Annotated in this window: 23 protein-coding genes; 3 read left to right on the top strand and 20 right to left on the bottom strand. The window is 44.2% G+C overall.

The genetic code is table 11. From position 1 onward, the window contains the following. Position 1: 1 nt before the first annotated feature. The 12 genes from G596_RS0105615 to G596_RS23560 all read right to left on the bottom strand — a co-directional run bounded on the left by G596_RS0105615 (position 2) and on the right by G596_RS23560 (position 11,456). Positions 2-298, bottom strand: a complete 297-nt coding sequence (locus tag G596_RS0105615) for a hypothetical protein (RefSeq protein ID WP_022760866.1) — start codon at positions 296-298, stop codon at positions 2-4. Positions 299-320: 22 nt separating this feature from the next. Continuing rightward, a complete protein-coding gene (locus G596_RS0105610; RefSeq protein ID WP_022760865.1) occupies positions 321-962 on the bottom strand; it encodes an HdeD family acid-resistance protein in 642 nt (213 codons plus the stop codon). A gap of 22 nt (positions 963-984) precedes the next feature. Continuing rightward, entirely contained in the window at positions 985-1,599 is a 615-nt protein-coding gene (gene yihA, locus G596_RS0105605; RefSeq protein ID WP_022760864.1) for a ribosome biogenesis GTP-binding protein YihA/YsxC, read from the bottom strand. 51 nt (positions 1,600-1,650) lie between these two features. After that, positions 1,651-2,925 (bottom strand): ATP-dependent Clp protease ATP-binding subunit ClpX, encoded by a 1,275-nt coding sequence (gene clpX / locus G596_RS0105600; RefSeq protein WP_022760863.1) that lies wholly within the window; start codon positions 2,923-2,925, stop codon positions 1,651-1,653. 2 nt (positions 2,926-2,927) lie between these two features. Then, positions 2,928-3,530 (bottom strand): ATP-dependent Clp endopeptidase proteolytic subunit ClpP, encoded by a 603-nt coding sequence (clpP, locus tag G596_RS0105595; RefSeq protein WP_022760862.1) that lies wholly within the window; start codon positions 3,528-3,530, stop codon positions 2,928-2,930. A gap of 157 nt (positions 3,531-3,687) precedes the next feature. After that, complete coding sequence (gene tig, locus G596_RS21100; RefSeq protein WP_022760861.1) at positions 3,688-5,136, bottom strand: trigger factor; 1,449 nt, start codon at positions 5,134-5,136, stop codon at positions 3,688-3,690. 249 nt (positions 5,137-5,385) lie between these two features. Further along, a complete protein-coding gene (locus tag G596_RS0105585; protein ID WP_022760860.1) occupies positions 5,386-5,970 on the bottom strand; it encodes an adenylate cyclase in 585 nt (194 codons plus the stop codon). 9 nt (positions 5,971-5,979) lie between these two features. Further along, positions 5,980-6,531 carry a DJ-1 family glyoxalase III gene (locus tag G596_RS0105580; protein ID WP_022760859.1) on the bottom strand — a complete coding sequence of 184 codons (552 nt, stop codon included), beginning with the start codon at positions 6,529-6,531 and terminating at the stop codon, positions 5,980-5,982. Between the two features lie 44 nt (positions 6,532-6,575). Next, positions 6,576-8,156, bottom strand: coding sequence for an extracellular solute-binding protein (locus G596_RS0105575; RefSeq protein ID WP_022760858.1), 1,581 nt, complete (start codon positions 8,154-8,156; stop codon positions 6,576-6,578). Between the two features lie 79 nt (positions 8,157-8,235). Then, the gene (malQ, locus tag G596_RS0105570; protein ID WP_026671211.1) at positions 8,236-9,768 is read right to left on the bottom strand and encodes a 4-alpha-glucanotransferase; all 1,533 of its coding nucleotides are present in this window, start codon (positions 9,766-9,768) and stop codon (positions 8,236-8,238) included. 78 nt (positions 9,769-9,846) lie between these two features. Beyond that, positions 9,847-10,773: a carbohydrate kinase family protein gene (locus tag G596_RS0105565; RefSeq protein WP_022760856.1), complete on the bottom strand. Its 927-nt coding sequence runs from the start codon at positions 10,771-10,773 to the stop codon at positions 9,847-9,849. Positions 10,774-10,853: 80 nt separating this feature from the next. Next, positions 10,854-11,456, bottom strand: a complete 603-nt coding sequence (locus tag G596_RS23560; RefSeq protein WP_022760855.1) for a TetR/AcrR family transcriptional regulator — start codon at positions 11,454-11,456, stop codon at positions 10,854-10,856. A gap of 156 nt (positions 11,457-11,612) precedes the next feature. On the opposite strand from G596_RS23560, the gene G596_RS21090 reads away from it, so the two are divergent. After that, positions 11,613-11,942 carry a hypothetical protein gene (locus G596_RS21090; protein WP_022760854.1) on the top strand — a complete coding sequence of 110 codons (330 nt, stop codon included), beginning with the start codon at positions 11,613-11,615 and terminating at the stop codon, positions 11,940-11,942. 81 nt (positions 11,943-12,023) lie between these two features. Here the strand turns inward: G596_RS21090 and G596_RS21085 are convergent, their stop codons facing one another. From G596_RS21085 to G596_RS0105530, 5 genes are all read right to left on the bottom strand, one after another. Continuing rightward, complete coding sequence (locus G596_RS21085) at positions 12,024-12,893, bottom strand: DUF2225 domain-containing protein (protein ID WP_022760853.1); 870 nt, start codon at positions 12,891-12,893, stop codon at positions 12,024-12,026. 35 nt (positions 12,894-12,928) lie between these two features. Continuing rightward, a complete protein-coding gene (locus G596_RS0105545; RefSeq protein ID WP_022760852.1) occupies positions 12,929-14,590 on the bottom strand; it encodes a glutamine--tRNA ligase/YqeY domain fusion protein in 1,662 nt (553 codons plus the stop codon). Positions 14,591-14,651: 61 nt separating this feature from the next. Then, positions 14,652-17,318: a sensor domain-containing phosphodiesterase gene (locus G596_RS21080; RefSeq protein ID WP_022760851.1), complete on the bottom strand. Its 2,667-nt coding sequence runs from the start codon at positions 17,316-17,318 to the stop codon at positions 14,652-14,654. A 175-nt stretch (positions 17,319-17,493) separates the two neighbouring features. Continuing rightward, positions 17,494-18,948, bottom strand: coding sequence for an IMP dehydrogenase (gene guaB / locus G596_RS0105535; RefSeq protein WP_022760850.1), 1,455 nt, complete (start codon positions 18,946-18,948; stop codon positions 17,494-17,496). Between the two features lie 12 nt (positions 18,949-18,960). After that, a complete protein-coding gene (locus G596_RS0105530) occupies positions 18,961-19,461 on the bottom strand; it encodes a DUF6106 family protein (protein WP_026499442.1) in 501 nt (166 codons plus the stop codon). Between the two features lie 139 nt (positions 19,462-19,600). On the opposite strand from G596_RS0105530, the gene G596_RS0105525 reads away from it, so the two are divergent. Further along, positions 19,601-20,326 (top strand): hypothetical protein, encoded by a 726-nt coding sequence (locus tag G596_RS0105525; RefSeq protein WP_022760848.1) that lies wholly within the window; start codon positions 19,601-19,603, stop codon positions 20,324-20,326. A 109-nt stretch (positions 20,327-20,435) separates the two neighbouring features. On the opposite strand, the gene G596_RS0105520 is transcribed toward G596_RS0105525, so the two are convergent. The 3 genes from G596_RS0105520 to G596_RS0105510 form a co-directional block, all read right to left on the bottom strand. Further along, a complete protein-coding gene (locus G596_RS0105520) occupies positions 20,436-21,755 on the bottom strand; it encodes an aspartate kinase (protein ID WP_022760847.1) in 1,320 nt (439 codons plus the stop codon). Positions 21,756-21,893: 138 nt separating this feature from the next. Continuing rightward, entirely contained in the window at positions 21,894-23,099 is a 1,206-nt protein-coding gene (locus G596_RS0105515; RefSeq protein WP_022760846.1) for a homoserine dehydrogenase, read from the bottom strand. Positions 23,100-23,142: 43 nt separating this feature from the next. Continuing rightward, the gene (locus tag G596_RS0105510) at positions 23,143-23,595 is read right to left on the bottom strand and encodes an ACT domain-containing protein (protein ID WP_022760845.1); all 453 of its coding nucleotides are present in this window, start codon (positions 23,593-23,595) and stop codon (positions 23,143-23,145) included. Between the two features lie 192 nt (positions 23,596-23,787). Here G596_RS0105510 and dapF point away from each other — a divergent pair, with 192 nt between their 5' ends. Next, positions 23,788-24,651, top strand: a complete 864-nt coding sequence (dapF, locus tag G596_RS0105505; RefSeq protein ID WP_022760844.1) for a diaminopimelate epimerase — start codon at positions 23,788-23,790, stop codon at positions 24,649-24,651. Positions 24,652-24,653: the final 2 nt, after the last annotated feature.

The following is a 24,653-nucleotide window of genomic DNA, read 5'->3' as shown; positions in this document are numbered from 1 at the left end:
TTTACTCACCATCTCCAAGTCCGTAGTAGAGAATTTCATTATATCTGGCATTGGCTTCCTCACTGGCTTTCTTATCTTTCCATCTGCTCACATCACTGCAAATAGCCAGCATCTCGTCCACTATAAGCTCAGCGCTTTGCGGCTTCACATTATACAAATACGCCAACATACGCTGCATAGCTTTGGGGCTTCCAAGCTGCCTTGCCACCTGATCTCCCAGTTCTCCCGGAAACCCTAGCTGTTCCACAACATGAACCAGCTCATCATGGGTCCTCGCCCATTCCACTCTGTTATCCATAACTCCTTCTCACGGATTAGCTCTAATTATCTAAATCCTTGCTTTCCACATCTATGATTTCCTGCTTCGCCTCTGCCTTTGGCTCCACTTCCACGCTCTCCACATCGACAATCTCTTTTCTGTTCACCTTATCTACCTTGTGAATTCTTGAGATGATCCAAAGGTTTGAAGCACCGTTGTACGCAAGTGCTGCACCGATTATCTGCACCACATATTTAACCATGGTTATAGGATTGAAAACAAGAAACGCTCCTGCCGCAATCGTAAACGCCGCAAGAATAAGCGCAACCCACCAGTTTTTATAACTGTTTTTTCCAAGACTGAGAGTCTCACCCAGATTCATGATTCCGCTAAAAAGCATGATCACACCGGCAATAACGGGAATTATAGCCTCAAAAAATTCCGGATTAATCAAAATCCAAACACCCACAACAGCGATAACAAGCCCAAATCCGAGTGAACCGTTCTTTGTTAGTACGTTCTGATTTTTCGATGCAAGTCCTGTCACCACAGATATCACTCCGGCGGCAAGTACCACAGCTCCTATCACCTTTGTGAGGATATTGAGTGAGGTTCCGGGAAGGAATATAAGAACCAGTCCAACCACGATAAGCGCTATTGCATCTACCAGAATATTCTTTTTAAGCCTTACGAAAAATCCCATATGGGACCTCCTTCATCTGTTCTTATTCTTCCTGAGACTCCTGTGGTCTGCACTCCTCAAGGAGTCTGTCCATCAGCTCATAGATTTCTTCTCTTCCGGCCTTACTCTGCGCCGAAAAAGGAAGAATCATTCCATCCTCAGGCATTCCAAGGGTCGTCTTAATCATATTCAGATGCTTCTCAAGCTGACTGTTCTTTATCTTATCAGACTTAGTAGCAATGATAATCGGGCTTACACCCTGCGAGACAATCCATTCATACATCAGCTTATCATTTGCCGAGGGCTCATGCCTTATGTCTATCAGCAGAAAAACCTGTTTAAGCATTCGGGATTTATTCAGATAATTCTCTATCATCTTTCCCCATTGCTTTTTCACAGACTCCGGAACCTTCGCAAAACCATATCCCGGAAGATCCACCAGATAAAACTCATTGTTAATGTTGTAATAGTTTATTGTCTGAGTCTTTCCCGGTTCCTGACTCACTCTGGCATAATGCTTGCGGTTCATAAGTCCGTTGATCAAAGACGATTTTCCTACATTACTTTTCCCCGCAAATGCAAACTCCGGTTTATCATTCTGGGGAAGCTTACTCGTAACACCTATTACAGTTTCAAGATTTACATTTTTAATTACCATAAAAAACCTCTTTAAAAAAGGCAGAAATGCTCTGCATCTCTGCCTCAAAAATCACTTCGCCGGTTTAAGTCTCTTAGCCTCATCCTTGTAAACAATCAGAGGACTTGAAGAACCGCTGACTGCTTCCTCGGTAACAACGCACTCTGAAATGTTGTCATCTGAAGGAATCTCGTACATAACATCCATCATAGCCTTTTCCATAATGGATCTTAAGCCTCTGGCACCGGTCTTCCTCTCGTGAGCCATCTCTGCGATCTTATCAATAGCGTCATCCTCGAAGGAGAGCTTAACATCATCAAAATCGAAGAGTTTCTGATACTGCTTAACAAGAGCATTTCTGGGCTCTGTAAGAATTCTTACAAGTGCCTCCTTGTTAAGGCCTTCAAGAGTAACACAAATCGGTACACGTCCTACGAATTCAGGAATAAGTCCGAACTTAGTCAGATCCTGAGGAGTAACCTCTTTTAATACTTCTCCGATCTCTCTCTCCGTCTTATCTGCAATCTCTGCATTGAAACCGATAGAATTGCGATCAAGTCTGGCCTCAACAATCTTATCAAGTCCGTCAAAAGCACCACCGCAGATGAAAAGAATATTTGAAGTATCAATCTGGATAAGTTCCTGATGAGGATGCTTACGTCCACCCTGCGGAGGAACGCTTGCTGTTGTACCCTCGATTATCTTAAGAAGTGCCTGCTGAACACCCTCACCGGAAACATCACGGGTGATTGAAACGTTCTCACTCTTCTTGGTTATCTTATCAATCTCATCAATATAAACAATACCGTACTGTGCTCTCTCAACATCATAATCAGCTGCCTGAATGAGCTTCAAGAGAATGTTCTCAACATCCTCACCTACATAGCCTGCCTCTGTAAGAGTTGTAGCATCGGCAATTGCAAAAGGAACGTTTATAATCTTTGCCAGTGTCTGTGCAAGGTAGGTCTTACCTGAACCGGTGGGACCAACCATGATAATATTGCTCTTCTGAAGCTCAACTTCATCGTCAACACCCCGAGCCTTGGGAGCCATAACACGCTTATAGTGGTTATAAACCGCTACAGAGAGAACCTTTTTAGCCTCGTCCTGACCGATTACATAGTCATCAAGGAAGTTCTTAATCTCAACGGGCTTAAGAAGATTAATGTCCCTGTCATCATGCTGCGTGGGCTCATCTTCAAATTCCTCTTCAATGATATCGGCACAGATGTCTACACACTCATCACAGATGTAAACGCCTGCAGGTCCTGCAATCAGCTTCTTGACCTGGTTCTGTGTCTTGTTACAAAATGAGCAACGAATCTCACCGTTGTTTTTACCTGCCATAATTACTTATCCTTTTCTTCCTTTGGTCTTGATTCAATTACTGAATCGATAAGTCCATACTCAAGAGCCTCCTGAGCTGTCATCCAGTTATCGCGCTCAGTATCTGCTGCGATCTGCTCATAAGGCTTTCCTGTATTCTCTGATAAAAGAGTATTCAGTTTTTCCTTTGTACGAATGATGTGCTTAGCCGCAATCTCAATCTCAGTTGCCTGGCCCTGAGTTCCTCCGAGGGGCTGATGAATCATGATCTCCGCATTGGGAAGAGCCATACGCTTGCCCTTAGCACCGCCTGCAAGAAGGAATGCTCCCATACTTGCTGCCATACCTATGCAGATTGTGCTGACATCGCACTTGATGTAATGCATTGTATCGTAGATAGCCATTCCGGATGTGATCTCACCGCCGGGGCTATTGATATACATGTGAATATCCTTACTTGGATCCTCTGCTTCGAGGAAAAGGAGCTGAGCTACTACAACGCTGGCTGATACGGAATTAACCTCCTCACCCAGAAACACAATACGCTCCTTCAAAAGTCTTGAATAAATATCGTATGAGCGCTCACCGCGGCTCGTCTGTTCTATGACATAAGGTATTAAACTCATTAAAATCGCTTCCTCTCTGTTATATTTAGAATATAATACCAAATTATTATACCCCATTTTATTCATTTTGCGCAACCTTAGTAAAATACGCCCACAAAAAACCTCCCTGAATATTGTAATTCAGGGAGGTGAATATTTTATTTATTTAGAGAAAGAATTATTCCTCTGTCTTCTTTGCTGCAGTCTTACGTGTGCGCTTCGGCTTCTCCTCAGCTGCATCGTCGTCCTTCTTAGCTGCAGTCTTGCGAGTACGCTTCGGCTTCTCTTCGCCTGCATCTTCGCTCTTCTTAGCTGCTGCCTTCTTAGTAGTCTTCTTAGCACCAACTTCCTTAGCGTTCTCTACAAGGAACTTAGCTGCCTTCTGAACAAGAAGATCATCCTTAAGAGTCTTGATCTCGCGCTCGCCCATGAGCTCCTTAACCTTGTCAGCTTCCATGTTGTACTGCTTAGCCATCTTCTCAAGTTCTTCCTGAATCTCATCCTCTGAGATCTCGAACTTCTCAGCTGCAGCTACAGCCTCAAGAACAAGTCTTGACTGGATACGCTCTACAGCCTGAGGCTTAACCTGCTCCATCATCTGATCAACAGTGTTGCCTGTGTACTGCATGTACTGCTGCATGTTCATGCCCTGATACTGAAGTCTCTGAGCAAAGTCATTAACGATCTGTCTCTGCTGTGTTTCGATCATCTTCTCAGGAAGCTCCATTTCAGCGTCCTCGATAACAGCCTTAACTGCCTCATCCTCACGCTTAGCCTTAGCTTCGTTTTCCTTGCGCTCTGCAAGCTTCTTCTTAACATCTTCCTTGTACTCAGCTACTGTCTCGAACTCAGAAACATCGCTTGCGAACTCATCGTTAAGCTCAGGAAGCTCTCTGGTCTTGATAGCCTTAACTGTACACTTGAAGGTAGCATCTTTTCCTGCAAGATCCTCTGAATGATAATCCTCAGGGAACTTAACATTAACTTCACCCTCTGTACCGATCTCGAAGCCTACAAGCTGTTCCTCGAATCCGGGGATGAAAGAACCTGAACCGATTGTGAGAGGATAATCTGTACCCTTACCGCCCTCGAAAGCAGTTCCGTCAACAAATCCCTCGAAATCAAGAGTTACAATATCGCCATCCTCAACCTTGCGGTCTGTAACCTCGATTGTTCTTGCGTTTCTATTACGCTCCTGATCGATCTCAGCATTGATCTCGTCCTCGGTTACGTCAAGATCCATCTTCTCAACCTCAACACCCTTGTACTTGCCAAGCTTAACTTCAGGCTTAAGAGCAACAGTTGCTGTGAAGATGAAAGGCTTGCCTGCCTCAAGCTGTGATACTTCGATATCGGGATTGGAAACAACGTCCTCACCACACTCATCAACAGCCTTGGGATACTCCTCGTTGATAACCTCGTTAGCAGCATCCTCGAAGAATACTTCCTTACCGTACATACGCTCGATCATATGACGGGGTGCCTTACCCTTACGGAATCCGGGAATCTGGATCTTGTTCTTCTGCTTGTTGTAAACCTTGTCGATTGCCTTGTCGAAATTCTCAGCTGCAACTTCGATTGTAAGCTTAGCCATGCTCTTCTCGAGCTTTTCTACTGATACGCTCATCTTTACGTAATTCCTCCTATTACTACATATAAAATCGTTGTAACTATCCGTATCTACAAATCGAATGATTTAAAATAGCTACAAATTAATGTACACAACTCATATTGTGATATATAAAACGACCTGTGCTACTTACCTCGGCACAGTCGCCTAAAGATTATAGCACAGGTCTGATTTATTTTCCATATTAATTTGCAATTCACAAAAAGGGTCTCAAATGCTTGATTTTTGGGGTGTTTCAGAATAGTCTCACACCTTCTCCGTACTCATATGCGCATTGCTGAATCTGACGTCACCGGTAACATCCTCATCAAACCAGTCCGCCATACAATAGGCTGCTGCCGCTTCTTCGCTTGGAAACTCCACTTCAGCCAGAATTCTGCCATCGAATGGTGCTCCGAAAACATCCAGTTCGATCTTAATATCTCCGCTTTCAAATGCTTCACTTGTTTCGGAATTTCTCCTCAAAAAACCATCTTCAAACGCATCCTCATTTACAGGGATAATATACCTCTTTTTCCTGATTACATTACCGTCTGCCTTTTCCACAAGATGATCATATGAGTCTTTATCAAGCGGAAGGTTATATTCAATTTTGCCTATGTCCTTTTGAACGTCGGTATTGTCACAAGCTACGCTTTCCGGATCGTTTTGCCCGGATATTCCGAATCCCTTGTAACTTTTATAGGTCATATAATATCTATCATCCTCGCGTCTTACCCTAATTGCGGGCACAACACTAAGATACCCCTGTTCAATAATATGTACAGGATATTTTTCCAGATTCTCGGGCAATTTCTTAACTGTAAATTTTCTTTCAATCTCAAGTCCCATATTCTAATCCTACAGCCTGAATACAACCTTTTTTCCGAGTTCGTCTGCTGCCTCTTTGCCGCAGAAGCGCTCAACAATAGCAAGTCCGAAAGGAATAGCTGTTCCCATTCCCCTGCTTGTCAAAATATGTCCATCGACTGTAGTCTCCGTCATCTGCACATCGGCACCTTTAAGTTCTCCCTCAAGTCCCGGGAAAACACATGCCTTCCTGCCGTTTAAAAGTCCTGCTCTTCCGAACACGCCGGGTGCTGCGCATATAGCGCTGATATACTTGCCCGCCGCATCAAAAACGCGAACCTGTTCCATAAGCTTTTCTGTCTTTTCAAGGTTTGTGGTTCCGGGCATTCCTCCGGGAAGAACCAACATATCCATAGCATCAAACTTAACATCAGACAAAAGCTTATCAGCTTTCACCTCAATTCCGTGGGATCCGGTAACGGAGAGCCCCTCCATAACCGATACCATGTCAATATTAAGTCCGGCTCGTCTGCACAGGTCAACCACTGTAAGAGCCTCTATCTCCTCAAATCCGTCTGCAAGAAAAATTGCAATATCAGCCATTCTCATATCCTCCAACTGTCAAAAAACATTTTCAAAAACTTCTATCACTTACCAAGCCTCAGCTCACCGCTGTCATAGCTTGATGCTCTCTCATCAAGAACTTCTTTTAGCCCAAGATCCAGCAATCTCGAGTACTCCTCATGCTGTGTCCTGTCAAATTCACTTGTGGGACAACATATCAGATTATACGCATATTCCACCAGCGCCACATCGAGATCAACCTGATATTTCACCTCGGATTCAAGCACACTGCTGCAGGTAGGGAATGTAAACTGATCCGTCACACATACATCATAGTAATTCTCAAACCAGTCCGGTGTTTCCCATCCGCAATTTTCCGTCCACAGAGACACCTGAGCTTCCTTGTCATCAACAAAATCAAAATGTTCATTTACTATGCAGTAATCACCTGGCGTCCCGGAATAGCCGCGCGAGAACAGATGCTCCTTTGACATGGTCATAGCTGCGCCAGATTCAGTATCTTCATGATCCGGTGTAAAGTTTACCATCTCGGCATTAGCAGGATCTGCAAGCCAGTTGAGATATTTCACAACCGCATCTGTCTTATCCTTACTGGTAGCAGGAACCATCACATACATTCCGTAATCCGGCTCCGCCACATTTCTGTACCCTCCCCCGGGAAGATCAAAACACAGAATCGGATCAAGTTCTATAGTAGGATCCTTTTCCTTCAAAATAGATACATAAGTAAAAGGGCTGGCCGAATCATCCACCAAAAAGCCGACCTTTCCCGCCTCTGCATCCGCAACATATTTTGAATTATCCGAATCTGCAGTAAAATCCAGAGAGATAATCCCATCATTGTAGAGCTTGTTTAGTACCCTCAGTCCTTCTACTGCCCCGTCAGCCACAACCATATATCTCTCGGAATAGATGAATGCATCCCTCTCCGAAAGATTCTCCACATAGGAACCGACAAAGCCCTGATAAAAACGTTCAGAATGAACATCTCCGCCCATAGCCCAGGGAATTACGCCATCCACTCCTCCGGGATTTTGCTCTTTTACAGCATACAAATAAGATATAAGTTCCTTCTTGGTCTTAGGCACACTGATTCCCAGCGCATCACACCAGTCTTTTCTGATATAGGCGGTATGCCTTGGGGACTTAAAGCCTCTCCTTTTCATTACAGCAACCTGAAGATCATTATAGGAACCCATATACTGAATATCACCGATGTATTTCTCAATATTCTGACCGTACTTTGACAGTGATTCGGTTAGATCCGCAACCTTGCCCTGCTTTGTCATATATCCGAACACAGAGGATGAATATGTGAAAACAATGTCCGGTGCTATGTTCTCATCGACCATCTTCTTGATGGTTTCATCAGAAGTGGATCTTCCCACGCTTACAAAATGAACATCTATGCCACACTCATCCTTTACCTTGGCTCTTATCCAGTTAGCGAGCGTATTATCATCAGCTGTGTAACCTTCAGGCATGTTGTCACGATCCCACACCATACAGGTTATGGAATTAACGTCTACCTGATTATCATCGTTTTCAACCGTCTGCTGCTCACTAAGTGCACCACAGCCCACAGTAACAGTCAAAAATGATACCGTTAAAAATACGCTTATTGCCCGGGATAATCTACTCATAGTAAGTCCTCACATTAAGTCACATTCACCTTAGCTCGGAGCATTTATCATCTACAGTCAAAACAATTTCGCTATACTTTTATAAAGCACTTCTTCCGTAAGTCTTTGCCATATCAAGCATCTTTTCCGCAAGTTCATCGGTAAGCACACCGTTCTTCATGCGCCAGGTCCAGTTCTTACCGAGAGTCGAGGGAATATTTATTCTCGCCTCACTTCCGAGTTCGAGATAATCCTGCATGGGAATTATCGCTGTTTCGGATACACTTGCAAAAGTAGCACGAATAAACTCCCAAACAACGCCCTTGTTACTCTTAATATTCAGATACTTCTTGGCAAAACGCTTGTCTTCCCTTGGTATCGTATTAAACCAACCGAGAGTTGTATCGTTATCATGCGTTCCCGTATATACTATGCTGTTTTGCACATAGTTATGCGGCAGATAATCACTCTCTTCTCTGGCGTCAAATGCAAATTGCAGAATCTTCATTCCCGGGAATCCGGTTCTCTTAACAAGCGCAATAACAGAAGGAGTCAGGTATCCCAGATCCTCCGCAATCACTCTGCAGTTACCGAGCTCTTTTTTCATAACATCAAAGAGCTTGTAACCCGGGCCCTTCACCCAAGTTCCGTTCTCAGCAGTAGGCTCGCCGAACGGGATGGAATAGTATTCATCAAAGCCGCGGAAATGATCAATTCTGACTACATCATAAAGCTCATAGCAGCTCTTTATGCGCTTAATCCACCATTTAAAGCCGGTCTTCTCGTGATAATCCCACTTATATAAGGGATTGCCCCAAAGCTGTCCTGTTCTTGAAAAAGAATCCGGAGGGCAACCGGCAACCGCTATCGGAAGGTTCTTCTTATCCAGCTGGAAAAGCTTGGGATTTGCCCAGGTGTCAGCCGAATCAAAGGCGACATAAATCGGGATATCACCGATAATGTCTATATTCTTTGAATTAGCATAGGCTTTTAGTTCAAACCACTGCTTCATGAAAATATACTGTTCAAACTCATAGAGTCCGATTCTGTCAGCATACTTTTCTCTTGCAGTCTCCAGTGCTTCCTTTTTTCTGAGCCTGATATCCTCCGGCCACTCATTCCAGCTAAGGCCGTCGTAGCGCTTCTTAAGTGCCATATAAAGAGCATAGTCAGAAAGCCAATCTGCATTCTTTTTCACAAAGGTTTCAAACTCCTTCTTGAGCGCAGGCTTCGCTTTTTTCTTGCTGTTTTCGGAGAGACCGCTGTTAACATAAGCGGTGTAAAGTGTAAGATCACGAGCCTTGAAAAGTCTCTCATAATCCACAAACTCCTCGCTGTTTCCGAAGTTTACCTTATCAACCTCGTCCTTCTTCAAAAAGCCCATCTCTATCAGCTTCTCAAGATCGATAAAATACGGATTTCCCGCAAAGGTTGAGAAGGACTGATACGGAGAGTCTCCGTAGCTTGTGGGACCAAGCGGCAGTATCTGCCAATAGCTCTGTCCGGATTTTTCAAGAAAATCCACAAATTCATATGCTTCCTTGGAAAATGTTCCGATGCCGTACTTAGAAGGAAGGCTGAATACAGGCATCAGTACGCCGCACCTTCTTTTGTTTTTTACTTTTTTTGCCATTTTTTCTATCCTTTTCTTTTTTCCCTCATCCGTCAGCTCCGCTGACACCTTCTCCAAAGGAGAAGGCAAGAGTTATTATCATAGTCCGTTGTCTCTGATTCCCCAGATAAGATTACGCCACTGCTCCATCTGTTCGGTTGTCATGAAGCCGTTTGAAGTTCCCATATATCCGATCTTGTAGGATGAGAACAAAAGCGCATTCTTGATGGAGTTGACCGAATCCTCGGTCTCCTGGTAATAGTGCAAAAAGCACGAAAACAGCGCATTACCGGCACCCACCGTATTGACGATTTCATTTGTCTTAACGGTCTTGTAATCGGCAATGAATTCACCCTTTTTATCAAACAGGATAACACCCTTGGAACCGCGGCCCATGATGATGATCTCGGTACCGTAGGTCTTACTTATTCCGCGGATGAAATCATAAGGATCTTCCTCGAGCTGATCATCCGAGAAATACAGAATAGTAGCCGCATCCAGGAAATCTCTGTTGTATTTTTCCTTTTCCCTGCAGAAATTACGAATGTTAACCGCTACCTTTTTCCCGCACTCAGCTGCAGCTACGGCAAAAGGTCTGCAGAAATTCGCGTTCGCAAGAACTACCATGTCTGCCCAACCCGCAAGAGGTGCAAACATTGACATGTCATAAACCTTGTCGCGCAGATCCTTGATATCCTCGAATATCTGTCTTCTGCGTTCCTTGTCATAGAGAATTACACAGTTCGGAGTTTCCTCCATCATCTGCACAACATATTTTGTAGAGAGCTCAATCTTGCTCCCCGGAGGGTTAAGATCTTCAACGGACTTATCCCTTCCGATGATGGACATGAATTCAACCTCATCACCAAGCCATCTGAGCGCCAGGGACTCATTATAAGCATCGCCGCCAAGTCCGGTATAAATGGAATTGACCTCTGTTGTGAGCGGCGCATACTCAATTGGGACCTTATTAACTCTGACAATTGTCTCAACCTGCGTGATACCTGCTACGACGAATTTTCCCATGTTTGCCTCCTTTGTATAGGATAATGTACCTGATAGGAGTGTCAGAAAAACGATTTCCTAACAGGCAAAATTTTTTATGATTAATCATATGTAACTGCTCTAAGCATGTTCATATGTTTCATAACCTCTTCAAAATAATCCTCCGGCTGAAAAATTCCCTCTCTGAACATTCTCTCCAAAATCTCTTTATTTATCATCTGAATCATGTCACCGACAAGCTGATAGTTGGCGCCCGGCTTAAATCTTGTGATGTCACCTCTGTCCAAAATGCTCTGTATCATTGCTTCGTAACCTTCTCTGGTCTGAAGAATCGCAGATGCTGCCTCCGGTGTATCTTCGGCTTCCGCTTTGTATAAAAACAGCTGAATATACGGATACTGCTGCATGCAGACAGATAATACCTTTTCAATTTCCTCTCTTATAGTGAAAAAGTCGGTGATATCACCTGATACAGCGGCGCGTATCTCCAAATTGATAACGCGGATGCTGTAATCGTACACAAACTGGTAAAGTCCCAGCTTGGTCTCAAAATAATGAAAAATCAGCCCCTTGCTGATTCCTGCCAGCTTAACGATATCGTCCGTACTGGCATGGAGATAACCGCCGAGAGCAAAGGCTCTAAGCGCAGCGTTGATGATACGATCCTGTTTTTCCTTCTTAAGATCAAAAAATTTCTCGTTCATTAAAAACGCGTCTCCTAAAATTGACCGGACTAGTCCATTTCAATATAGCATTTTGCGTCTCTTTTTACAACATTTTGCTGACAAATGCTTTTCTTATCTGACGATTTGTATTAAAATAAATTTTGCAATATGAAATTCTCTTACGAGGAGGGTACAATGGCTAAGCATTTCGGAAAAGTAGTATTATTTGCAGCTGCTCTGGGAGCTGCAGCAGCCGGTGTTTATTACTATCTTACTCAGAAGGACTGCGTTCTTACTGATGATTTTGATGAATTTGACGACTTCGAAGATATCGATGATTTCGAAGATGATGATACCGGAAGCCCGTTTAAACGTCGCTATGTAAATCTCGGCGATTCAGAGGAGGAATCTGAAGAGGAAGCTTCTTCAGAGGAAGAAAGTGTTCCCGATAAAACTGAGGAATTCTTCGATGATGATGAGGATGACGACATTAACGACCTCAAGAAGATGGACGGTGCTCTGTAAACTACTGCAGCAATAAACCCTCCGCTACATGTTCGTAGCGGAGGGTATTTTTTATCAGTATATCTGCCAAAGTGGCACAGCTTATTCAGCGGGAGCGGCTGCTTCTGCTTTTTTCTTTGCTTCTGCCACAAGGTCTTTAAGATCCTTTGCCTTTTCCTTGATACGGGAATTAGCAACCCTGGAACCGATAATATTAGATATCATTCTGTTCGCAAGATCAAAATCTTCAACCTCCATAGCAATGGCTGCCATGAGATAATCGGTAGTGGTCGCATCCATTCCGGCGATCTGGGTTTCGCTCTGCCTTGCAATTACGAAACCATCGAGAGCCTTCTTAAGGAGTTCCTTCTCCTCTGCCTCATTCTTCTTCTTTTTCGCCTCATAATCGGGAGCTGCAGGATCAAGATGCTCTGTCTCGCCTCTTATAAGCCATGCCATCTTAAGGCATAGATATGCCTTCTCCGAATTCTTGGACTTCTTGACCATGGCTGTTGCTATGGCAAGTTCATAGCGCATGCGTGCTTCTTCATAAGTGTAGGTTGTTTCACTGAATTGCTGCTTTTTATAATTTGCACTTATCTTACTTTTTACTTCATCAATCTGGAACTTTGTAAGATTGCCGAAGTACCTTGCCATTACCGAATAACCGCATTCAGGGCAGGTTACGATCTCATACTTACTGGGATCCATTTCATCGTAAACCGGGCGAAGATCCACATCCTGGCTCTTCATCCTTACCTTACCCGAGCGAAGCGTCTTTACATTGAACTTAGCCTCACAGATAGGGCAGGTATAGCCTTTATCAAAAAGAAGAGTCTCTTCGTTTATTACTACCGGAGCCTTCTTGGGTTCTTCCTTCTTGGCTGCAACCTTCTTTTTGGGATCCTCATATAGTTCTTCATCCTCTAATGCACCAAGACCAAACTTCTTTAATCCATCCAAAAATCCCATGATATTACCCCTCATCAATAGAAAAAATTAAAAAGTTACGCTTTAGGTAAAACAAAAGAACTCTTAAGAGAAACTATACGGTTGAAAACAGGTGCCCCGTCTTTGGAATCCTTGCTGTCCACACAGAAGAATCCGTTTCTCACAAACTGGAATTTATCATAAGCCTTGGCTTCCATAAGCTCAGGCTCCAGCTTCGCATTTTTAATCACGGTGATGGAATTGGGATTGAGGTTAAGTGATCCGTCCTCGTTATATACACCCTTTTCCTCATCTATGATGTTTTCATAGAGGCGAACTTCTGCCTCTCCGCATTTCTCAGCTGATACCCAGTGAATTGTACCCTTGACCTTTCTGCCATCCGGGCTGTCTCCACCCTTGGTCTCGGGATCATAGGTGCAGTGAATTTCAGTCACCACTCCGTTTTCATCCTTGACGCATCCGGTGCAGGTTACGAAATACGCATTCATCAGGCGAACTTCGTTTCCGGGGAAAAGTCTGAAGTACTTCTTCGGAGGCTCCTCCATGAAATCTTCACGCTCAATCCAAAGCTCTTTTCCAAACGGAATCTCTCTGTTTCCGAGCTCGGGTGCTTCCTTGTTGTTCTCGATAGGAAGCATCTCAACCTGTCCCTCCGGATAGTTATCAATGATAAGCTTAACCGGATCAAGGATCGCCATCATTCTCTTAGCCTTAGGCTTCAAGTCCTCACGGATACAGTACTCAAGCATCGCATAATCAGCTGTGGAATTAGCCTTACTTATACCGCAAAGCTCTACAAACTTCTGAATTGACTCGGGTGTGAATCCGCGTCTTCTCAGAGCTGCGATGGAAACAAGTCTCGGATCGTCCCATCCGTCTACAATTCCGTCCTCTACCAGCTTCTTGATATATCTCTTACCAGTAACAACGTTCTGCAGATAAAGCTTTGCAAACTCAATCTGGCGCGGAGGATTCTCATATTCGCACTCGATTTTCACCCAGTCATATAAAGGTCTGTGGTCCTCAAACTCAAGTGTACATATGGAATGTGTGATTCCTTCCTCAGCGTCCTCGATGGGATGAGCAAAATCGTACATAGGGTAGATACACCACTTGTCGCCTGTACGCGCATGAGTCATGTGCGCAACTCTGTAGATGATCGGATCACGCATGTTGATGTTAGGTGATGCCATATCAATCTTGGCTCTGAGTGTCATCGCACCATCCGGCACGCTTCCGCTCTTCATCTCCTCGAAAAGACGAAGGTTCTCTTCAACACTTCTGTCCCTGTTGGGATCATCTTTTCCGGGCTCTGTGAGAGTTCCTCTGTACTCACGCATCTCTTCTGCTGTGAGCTCAGATACGTATGCCTTGCCTTTTTTTATAAGCTTAACTGCGTTCTCATACATCTTGTCAAAATAGTCGGATGCATGGAAAAGTCTGTCCTCATAATCAGCCCCCAGCCAGTTCACGTCCTCGATAATGGCATCCATGAACTCGGATTTCTCCTTGGTGGGGTTAGTATCGTCAAATCTCATGTTGAACTTACCGCCGTATTCCTTGGCAAGTCCGTAGTTTAAGAGAATACTCTTAGCGTGTCCTATATGTAAAAAGCCGTTTGGCTCCGGAGGAAATCTGGTAACAACGTGGTCGTATACCCCCTCCTTTAAGTCCTTATCGATTTCCTGCTCAATAAAATTTCTTGATTCTTCTGACATGTTTCTATTTCCAACTTTCTAATAATGTTTCCCCTCAGACTATACATAGTTCATTTTATCATCAAATATACTTTTTCTCAAACTCCTCCGCGGGCATGGGTTTTCCGAAATACTCACCCTGCACAAGCGGAACCTTAAGTCCTTTTAAGATGTCGATCTGAGTCTTCTCTTCAACACCCTCGACACATACACTGGCACCGATTGCCCCGGAGAGATCCATGAGTGAGACAATAAGCGACTTAGCATACTCCTCTTTTTCAAGCTGTGAAGATATGGTTCTGTCGACCTTGACCGTGGCAAAAGGAAGCGCGCGAAGTCCGTTTATGGAGCTGTAGCCCGTTCCGAAATCATCAAGAGATAGCCGAACTCCCATCTCGCTTATCTTTTCCATCGCTCCTTTTGTACGCTCCGTGTTATTCATAGTGAGAGCCTCTGTCACATCAAGGACCATCTGCGAAGGCTCTATCCCTGCCTCTTCAACTGCCGTCTTAAGCTTGCCGGCGATGTCAGGCTGCATCAGCTGAACCACGGACATATTCACATGGATGCTGATCTTCCTTCGAAGCTTCTTACTCCATTTTCCGCAGCACTTCGCTGCCTCTCTAAATACGTGTTCTCCGATGGGATTTATAAGTCCCAGATATTCCGCAAGGGAAATAAACTCCGACGGGCTAACCGCGCCAAGTATGGCACTGTTCCATCTGACAAAAGCTTCCGCCCCAACAACTTTGGGATTCTTACCCTTGATATCCATAAGCGGCTGGAAATGCACCGAGAACTCCTTGCATCCGTCCTCCACAGCCTTGTACATAGCTTTTTCCATATCAAGGCGCCTTATGGTGGAAGCATCTATGCTTTCCGAATACTGAGAAATCCTGTTCTTTCCTGATTTCTTAGCTTCGTACATCGCTATATCCGATTTTCTTATAAGTTCCTCCACCGTATCTCCAGCAGTCGGAAACTCGACGGTACCCATACTCATGGTGCAGTAGTAGTCGCCGTCCTTTAGGTACCAGGGTGTGGCAAAAGCGCGGCGTATCTCTTCCAGAATACTGTCCAGTTTATCGTAGCTTTCAGGAGGAACGATAATTACAAACTCATCTCCACCCATGCGGTAGCAGGAATTCTGCACACCATCGATATTCTTTATCGCGGTGGAAATATCCTGAAGCAAAATATCGCCATACTGGTGTCCCAAACCGTCATTGATTTTCTTGAAATCATCGAGATCGAGGTACATCAGCATACCCTTAGTGCCCTTTTTCTTAGCCTGTTCGATATATGTGACCAGATCTCTCTCACAGCACAATCTGTTAAAAAGTCCTGTAAGGAAGTCAGTGTATGCCTGCTGTTCTATACGTTTCTGATAAATCTTTTTCTCGGTTATCTCATAGATGGCACAAAGTGAAACAAGTCTGTCATCAACCCACTTGATCCTTGTATAGTAAAGGTCGTACCATCTGTCCTTCTCATCGTAATAGATTTCATAATTTCCGCTGTGGGAACGAGGAGGAATATTGCCTTCAAACAGATCCTTGAGCTTATTCTTCTGAAGCTCCTTTGCAAAGTGCTTGCGAAGACTTCTGTTTGCAAATAGAAGTTCATCGGTCTTCATACAGCGCACATAGATCGAACTTCCCACATTATCAAGAACCGCCTCCAGCGACTGGAAAGAGCTGGCGATAGAGTTCTTCTGAATTCTCTTTGTAATGATATTCTGAAGAATTTTTATTGAATCATTTATGAATTTGATGTCGTCTACAAGCCAGTCCTTACCACGGTTATCCTCCCTCGTCTCCGCGAAGCAGGCATAGAAAGGAGTCTGATCCGAAATCATGATCGGTACGGAAACAACGGCCTTGATTCCAAGGTCCTGCAGCTGTTCCTTTTCACCGGAGTTCATTGTCGTACTTGAAGAAACCGCTATCATCTGAGGATGGCCGATAAACCAGCAGGGATCCAAATCCTTTTCCTCTTCGAAGAGCCTGAAAACACCCTGCCCCGTCCACTGCACAACGATATCCATGAGGTCGTCCTCGGAATGCATGCGGCAAATGAAAGAATTGCTGATATCAAGATATTCGCATATCTTCTTTAAGATATTCAGCATGATATCTTCTATTTCATCATCACTGTCGAGAAGTGATACTATCTCTGTCATCAGTTCCGCTCTGTGGAACGATAGCTTGAAATCCTCCGAGCGCTTGAAATTCTCAGCTGTCGAAGCGGCAGCCTGATTCTCGGATTTGAGTGCGCCGACAAGTGCAACCGAAGTAACCCTGAGGAAATCCAGGGAATTATAGAATTTCTTTTCACTTGTAATATAGGAAAAATCTGTAATAGGCTGCTCTGTGTAGAGATCGGGCTCATACTCGGCATCCTTTAAGATGGCACATACTATCCAGACGAGCTGCGGCTGTCCGTCGAGCTTGGCTGCAACCGCCGCCACTCGGAGATTTGGAATCATGGTTCGCTCAACCGCCTGATCCTCAAGCTCACCCTCCGTAACTCTCTGAAAAATGTTCCTTATATGAATTTCATCAACAGCCTTTTTTATTGTCGGAAGTTCAAGAAGATCACCCGAAAAATCGGTAATCTTCTCTCCCGAGGAATCGAGGCAGCATAAATACACTCCTGCCATAGCTGCGAAGCTGTCCTGCCACCTGCGGAGTTCTTTATCCTTAAGCTTTATGAAATTGCCGGGATTTTTCCTGGTATCTCGATCCAAAGCTGTCTCCTTCAGATATTTGTAAATTCTATTATATCACTATTCTATAAAGAGAACATAAAAAAAGCCTTCCCCCATTTTTTGGGGGAAGACATAGGAAGTTCTGCTCTCACTACGTTCGCCAGAACAACTCCATCCCACTAAGCTCGAAAGAACCTCGCTAAATGGTATAGGTTTATTCATCCACGCTATAGTTCGGAGCTTCCTTCGTGATATGAATATCATGAGGATGACTCTCCTTAAGTGCAGCGCTTGTCATCTTTATAAATTTACCGTTCTCATTAAGTTCCTTGATTGTCTCGCATCCGCAGTAACCCATACCTGCACGGAGACCGCCGATAAGCTGGAATACTGTGTCCTCAACTGTTCCCTTGTAAGCAACACGTCCTTCAACACCCTCGGGAACAAGCTTCTTTGCGCCTTCCTGGAAGTAACGATCCTTTGAACCGTTCTCCATAGCTGAGATAGAACCCATTCCGCGGTAAACCTTGTATTTTCTTCCCTGGAAAAGCTCGAACTCACCGGGAGCCTCATCACAGCCTGCAAACATTGAACCCATCATTACAAGACTGCCGCCTGCTGCGATTGCCTTTGTGATATCTCCTGAGTACTTGATACCTCCGTCTGCGATGATCGGAATGCCATAATCCTTAGCTACTGAGTAGCAATCCATAATAGCTGAAACCTGAGGAACACCGATACCAGCAACAACACGAGTTGTGCAGATGGAACCGGGTCCGATACCTACCTTAACAGCATCTGCGCCTGACTCGATAAGAGCCTTGGTAGCTGCCGCAGTTGCAACGTTACCAGCAATAACCTGAAGATCCGGGAACTTTTCCTTAATCATTCTGAGGCATTTAAGAACGTTCTCTGAATGGCCGTGAGCTGAATCAAGAACAACACAATCAACCTTAGCGTCTACAAGAGCACCTACTCTGTCAAGAACATTGGCACTGATTCCAACACCTGCGCCGCAGAGAAGACGACCCTGATCGTCCTTTGCTGAAAGAGGATATTTTATTGTCTTTTCAATATCTTTTATAGTGATTAGTCCAACGAGATTGTAATCATCGTCAACGATAGGAAGCTTTTCCTTCTTGGACTTCGCAAGGATCTGCTTTGCTTCCTCAAGAGTGATTCCTTCCTTGGCAGTTACAAGATTCTCACTTGTCATGATGTCTCTGATCTTCTGATCAAAGTTCTGCTCGAATTTAAGATCGCGGTTGGTTATGATTCCAACAAGCTTTCTGCCCTCTGTGATCGGCACACCGGAAATTCTGAACTTAGCCATAAGAGCGTCTGCATCAGCAAGTGTGTGATCGGGAGAAAGAGAAAATGGATCAGTGATGACGCCGTTTTCAGATCTCTTAACCTTATCAACTTCATCGGCCTGATCTTCGATTGACATATTTTTATGGATAATACCGATACCGCCCTGACGTGCCATTGCAATAGCCATGCGGTGTTCTGTTACGGTATCCATTCCTGCACTCATCATAGGAATGTTGAGTCTGATCTTCTTAGTAAGGTTTGTGCTTACATCAATCATGTTAGGCACTACCTGCGAATATGCAGGAACCAAAAGTACGTCATCAAAAGTAATTCCTTCGCCAATAATCTGTCCCATTTTTCTCTCCTTTTAATCCATGAATACTTTACGGGGTGCTACGTTTTTAATAGCGTCTACTAGTTCTCTGTTAGGCTCGAGAATTACCTTCTCCCTGCCATCATAGTACATTGTGTAAGTTGAATCCTCACCCGCACCGGATGAATAATCAAGTGTTCTGTATTTGTCCTGTCTGCGATATTCGTCAAGATGATAAGACTTAGACGGAGCAAGCGCATCGATACGCTCTGTAGCGAAAGTTGCTATTCTTTTTCTTCTGCTCTTATTGAGAATTTTATCCACGGTAACTTCACGCTCACAATACTGATATTCATACTCTATTGATGCATTCAGAGTCGCGAAATATGCTCCGACGGCGCATCCAATGAATACTATCATGAAAAGTATACCGCCACCAAGAAAGCTGATAATAAAAGAAAAAACAGCCATAATAATCATAAGATATTTAAGAAAAACCACTAACGGTCTGGGTTTTCCCGCAATCATACATTCCACATAACTGTTGTCATTCATCATGATATTGCACTTTTCCTTCCATATTTTTTAAACGTTATGATATATTAAGTGTATTCTCCCGTCAATAATAGTTTTAAACATATTTAAAAAAATATTGCGGGTGACCTAATTAAATTTGGATGGAGTATATAAAAAAATGAATATCAACGAAGAGAAGAGACACCAGTGGCAAGCCTTGAAAGGCATGGGCTTTAAGGCTCACTGGGATTATTTTTGGGATTACTACAAAATTCACGTCATCGTAGCTTTGATAGTGATTATCGGTATTGCTTCCTTTGCAAAGGAAATCCTTACAAGAAAACCCGATGCCTTATCCGTCACCATAGTAAATGCGGCAAACACTCAGGATGCAACGCTTCTGCATGACGAATTTGCTGAGTATGAAAAAATCGACACATCACAATATAACATACTTATAGATTCATCTTCAGTCATAAACATCGAGAATCCGGACAGTTACACAGTAGCTAATTCAGAGAGACTCTACGCAATGATAGCAGCTCATGATCTCGATGTGCTCATGGCCGATAAGGACGTATTCGATAACTATGCAAAGAGCGAACTGTTTTTGGATCTTAGGGAATGTTTCAGTGAAGAAGAATTAAAGAGTTTCGGTGACGCCGTTTATTACTTTGATACAGCTGATTATAACAGCAACGGTGAATATGACATGGATACCGGCGAGTATGTGAAAAATGAGAATGTTAAATCCGAATTGATTCCTGTAGGAATTGTTTTGAATGATAATCCTCACCTTACCGCAATGGGCTTTTACCCGGGAGTTTCACCCATCGTGGGGCTTGCGGTTTCAAGTGAGAGAACGGATGTAGGTGCGGACTTTATAAGATTTTTGATGCAATAACCCCCTCATCCGGCGCTTCGCGCCACCTTCCCCCAGAGGGGGAAGGCTTTTTTATTGCCTTCCCCTTGGGGGGAAGGTGGCAGCGAAGCTGACGGATGAGGGGATTATATTACAGCTGTGTTACTACAAAGATATCATAAATAGCCTTGATGGCTTTCTCAAAATCTCTGTTCTCAACACCGATGATAATGTTAAGCTCGGATGAACCCTGATCGATCATTCGGCAGTTTACATTGACATGTGCAAGTGCGGAGAAAATTCTTGCAGCGGTTCCGCGCTGTCTCTTCATTCCCCTACCAACGACTGCGATAAGCGCAAGGTCTGACTCAATCTCAAGAAGATCAGGCTTAGCCAGGCGGTGGATCTCTGAAACAACAGCCTGTTCCTTGTCGATGAACTCATCCTGGGCAACGAACACTGTCATAGTGTCGATTCCTGAAGGAACATGCTCGATTGAAATATTCTGATCTTCAAATGCCTGAAGAACTTTTCTCACAAATCCAACCTCTGAGTTCATCATATCCTTAGAGATGTTCACACAGCAGAAGCCTTTCTTTCCGGCAACACCTGTGATTGTGAACTTGGACTTCTTAGCAGTGGATTCAACGATCCAGGTGCCGCTGTCCTCAGGTCTGTTGGTGTTTCTGATATTGATCGGAATGCCCTCTTTTCTTACGGGGAAAATCGCATCCTCGTGAAGGACGGAAGCACCCATGTATGCGAGCTCTCGAAGCTCTGTATAAGTAATTGTCTGGATCGGAGCAGGTCTGTCGATGATTCGGGGATCCGCAACAAGGAATCCGGATACATCTGTCCAGTTCTCATATACGTCAGCGTGAATAGCACGTGCGATGATGGAACCTGTGATATCTGAACCACCTCTTGAGAAGGTCTTGATTCTGCCGTCTTCATAAGCACCGTAAAAACCGGATACAACAGCATACTCGATATTAGCCAGACGCTTCTGCATTCTTCTGTTAGTTATCTCTGCATCAAAGGAACCATCCTCATCAAAAAGAACAACTTCAGCGGGATCAATATATTCAAAGCCCAGGTACTGTGCCATGATCTTACCGTTTAAGTACTCACCTCTTGAAGCGGCATAATCACTTCCTGCCTTCTTCTTGAACTGCTTCTCGATCTCGGCAAACTCTTCCTTTAAGGACATCTTAAGCTTAAGTCCCTTTATGATCTCATTGAATCTTGCCTCGATTGCTGCAAGTTCCTTTGAAAAGTCTTTTCCGTTCTCAGCAAGTTCATAGGTCTGATAGAGCATATCCGTAACCTTGGTATCAAGGTTGGTTCTCTTACCGGGCGCAGATACAACAACATATTTGCGCTCCTTGTCACTCTTTACGATATCTGCTACCTTCTGAAACTGCTTTGCGTCGGCGCAGGAACTGCCGCCGAATTTCACTACCTTGCTCATTTTTTCACTCACTCCTCTGTTTATATTCCCCCTCATCCGTCAGCTTCGCTGACACCTTCCCCCCAAGGGGAAGGCTTATTGTTCTTGCCTTCCCCCTCTGGGGGAAGGTGGCGCGCAGCGCTGGATGAGGGGTTTTAATTACAACAATCTCAAATAGCTCCTCACTCCTCTGAGCTTCTCATACTTTTCTTTGAAGTCCTTCTCAGTCATCTCAGGTGTAATAAATGCGAACTCGCCGCTAACCTTATCTGACTTAACCTGCTTTACATCTCCGAAAAGCTCTTTTGCGCCGGTCTCTGCCGAAGCATCGCATCTTACAAAGAAATTCCTGATATCATCATTTATCGGTGCAACCTCTGCGGGAACATTTCTGAGGTTCCAGTCGATGTGCTTACCCTTGTGACGGACAATGTCAATTACATCTGCTACAACTGCGGAAGCGGTAGCCTTTTTTCCTGCTCCCTTACCGTAGTACATTACATCGCCGAGCATATTTCCGTGAACATCAATGGCATTGAATACACCGTTTACCATTGAAAGTGAATTGTCAAAAGGAATAAGGAAAGGAGCAACCATCGCAAAGAACTTGCCGTCCTCTCTCTTGCAGCTTCCGAGAAGCTTGATAGCCATGTTAAGCTCTCTCGCATACTCGAAATCTTCACCTGTAATCTTTGTAATTCCCTCTGTATAAATATCGTCGTGCTTTACAAACTGACCGCTCATAATGGAAGCAAGAATTGCAGTCTTTCTGCAGGCATCGTGTCCCTCGATGTCAGCCTCGGGATTTCTCTCAGCATAGCCCTTATCCTGAGCCACCTTAAGCACTGCGTCAAAATCGGCTCCCTCCTGATCCATCTTGGTCAGGATATAATTGGTTGTTCCGTTTAAGATACCTGTGATGGAATCAAGTCTCTCGTGGCGAATGGAATCATTCATGGAACGAAGAACCGGTATTCCGCCGCCAACGCTGGCTTCAAACAGATAGCTTACATTGTTCTTTTTTGCAAGCTCTACGAGCTCAGGTCCGTGCGCTGCAACGAGTTCCTTGTTGGAAGTGCATACGCTCTTGCCGCTCTCAAGTGCCTTCTTTTCAAAAGTGAAAGCAGGTTCAATGCCTCCCATTGTCTCACAAACAACTTCAATCTCAGGATCATTTAAGATTACATCAAAATCGTGTACTACCTGACTCTCATGCTTATCTCCCGGAAAATCCCTAAGATCCAGTATATATTTGATTTCAATCTTCTCACCGGCACTATCCTCTACGCAGGCTCCGTTGACATCCAGAACCTCTGCGACACCGCTTCCAACCGTGCCGTATCCTAATACTGCAATCTTTGCCATTTTGACTTCCTCCTAATAGATAAATTTTTTCAAATGTAGGCGATTAAACCTCGGTGCTTCTGCCGATTATCTGCACCTTATGTACACGGCTCTGCTTCTCGAGCTTAGTAAGCATATCCGTTATATTCCCTGTGGTGGGTAAAACCTGAATACCTACAGACAGCGCTGCGACTCCGTTATACGGTATCGCCTGATGTATTGTCAGAATGTTTGCTCCGCACTTTGAGATTATCCGGAGCACTTCGGATAAAACTCCGAGTTCATCATCCATCTGCAGATTTAGTGTAAGAGTGGTACCCTGAAGACTGTCATGAAATTCATAGATATCATCTTTGTACTTATAAAATGAACTACGGCTGATTCCCAGGCGTTCTGCTGCCTCGTTGACTGTCTTGCATTTACCGGTATCTATCAGCTTCTTAGCCTCGAGAACCTTTAGCAAAACCTCCGGAACTGCCTGCTTTTTGAGCACGTAGTATCCTGTTTCTTCTCTCATAAGCGATATTTCCTTGCTTTATGGTGTTTTTGTGGCGCGGACATTTGTGCGCCCTCGAACGATATTATCACAGAAGAATTTTAATAGCAAGTACTTTCGCGAATTAAATCGAAAAAGTTTTTTGACATCATAAAAAAATCAAGCGTATAATCAATGTTGTATTTATTGCTTAAGAAATGGAGATTTTCATATATGCACTTTACTAAAATGCACGGCTGCGGCAACGATTACATCTATATTGACGGAAGCCGTGAGGACATTCCCAAAAAAGAAAAACCCGAGCTTGTGAGACTCCTCAGCGACAGACACTTCGGTATCGGCGGAGACGGAGTTATTTTTATAAACAAAGCAGGTGACCTTGCTGACTTCGAGATGGAGATGTATAACGCAGACGGCTCCTACTCCGAGATGTGCGGTAACGGCATCAGATGCGTTGCCAAGTTCGTCTATGACAAAGGTCTTACCGATAAGAAAAAGCTTCGCATCATCAGCGGTGGCAAGATTAAATATCTTGATCTCAAGACCGAAGATGGCATGGTCACAAAGGTTCGCGTCAACATGGGTGCGCCTATCCTCGCACCTGCTGAAATTCCGGTAGTTCTTCCCGATGAGAAGGTCATGGCAGGTAAGCAGGTTGTAAACTACCCCATTAAAGTTCTGGATAAGGATTACAACATAACCTGTGTTTCCATGGGTAATCCTCATGCCGTAGTTTTCCTGAACAGAGGCACCGATCTTGATTCACTCGATCTTGAAAAAATCGGCCCCAGATTTGAGCACCACGCGTTCTTCCCCAACTGCATCAACACTGAATTCGTAACCATCGATGACAGAGAGAACGTCCATATGCGTGTATGGGAACGCGGCACAGGTGAGACTCTCGCCTGCGGTACAGGCTGCTGCGCAACAGTTGTTGCCTGCGTTTTAAACGATCACACCTCCGATAATATCACCGTTCACGTAAGAGGCGGCGAGATAAACTGCAAGTGGGACAGAGAAGAAAATGTAGTCTACATGACAGGTCCCGCCACCACAGTTTTTGAAGGAGAAGTCTAAAA

This window comes from Butyrivibrio sp. AD3002, from assembly GCF_000420905.1.
Lineage (GTDB): Bacteria > Bacillota > Clostridia > Lachnospirales > Lachnospiraceae > Butyrivibrio.
This window is presented reverse-complemented; position numbering and strand designations above follow the sequence as displayed.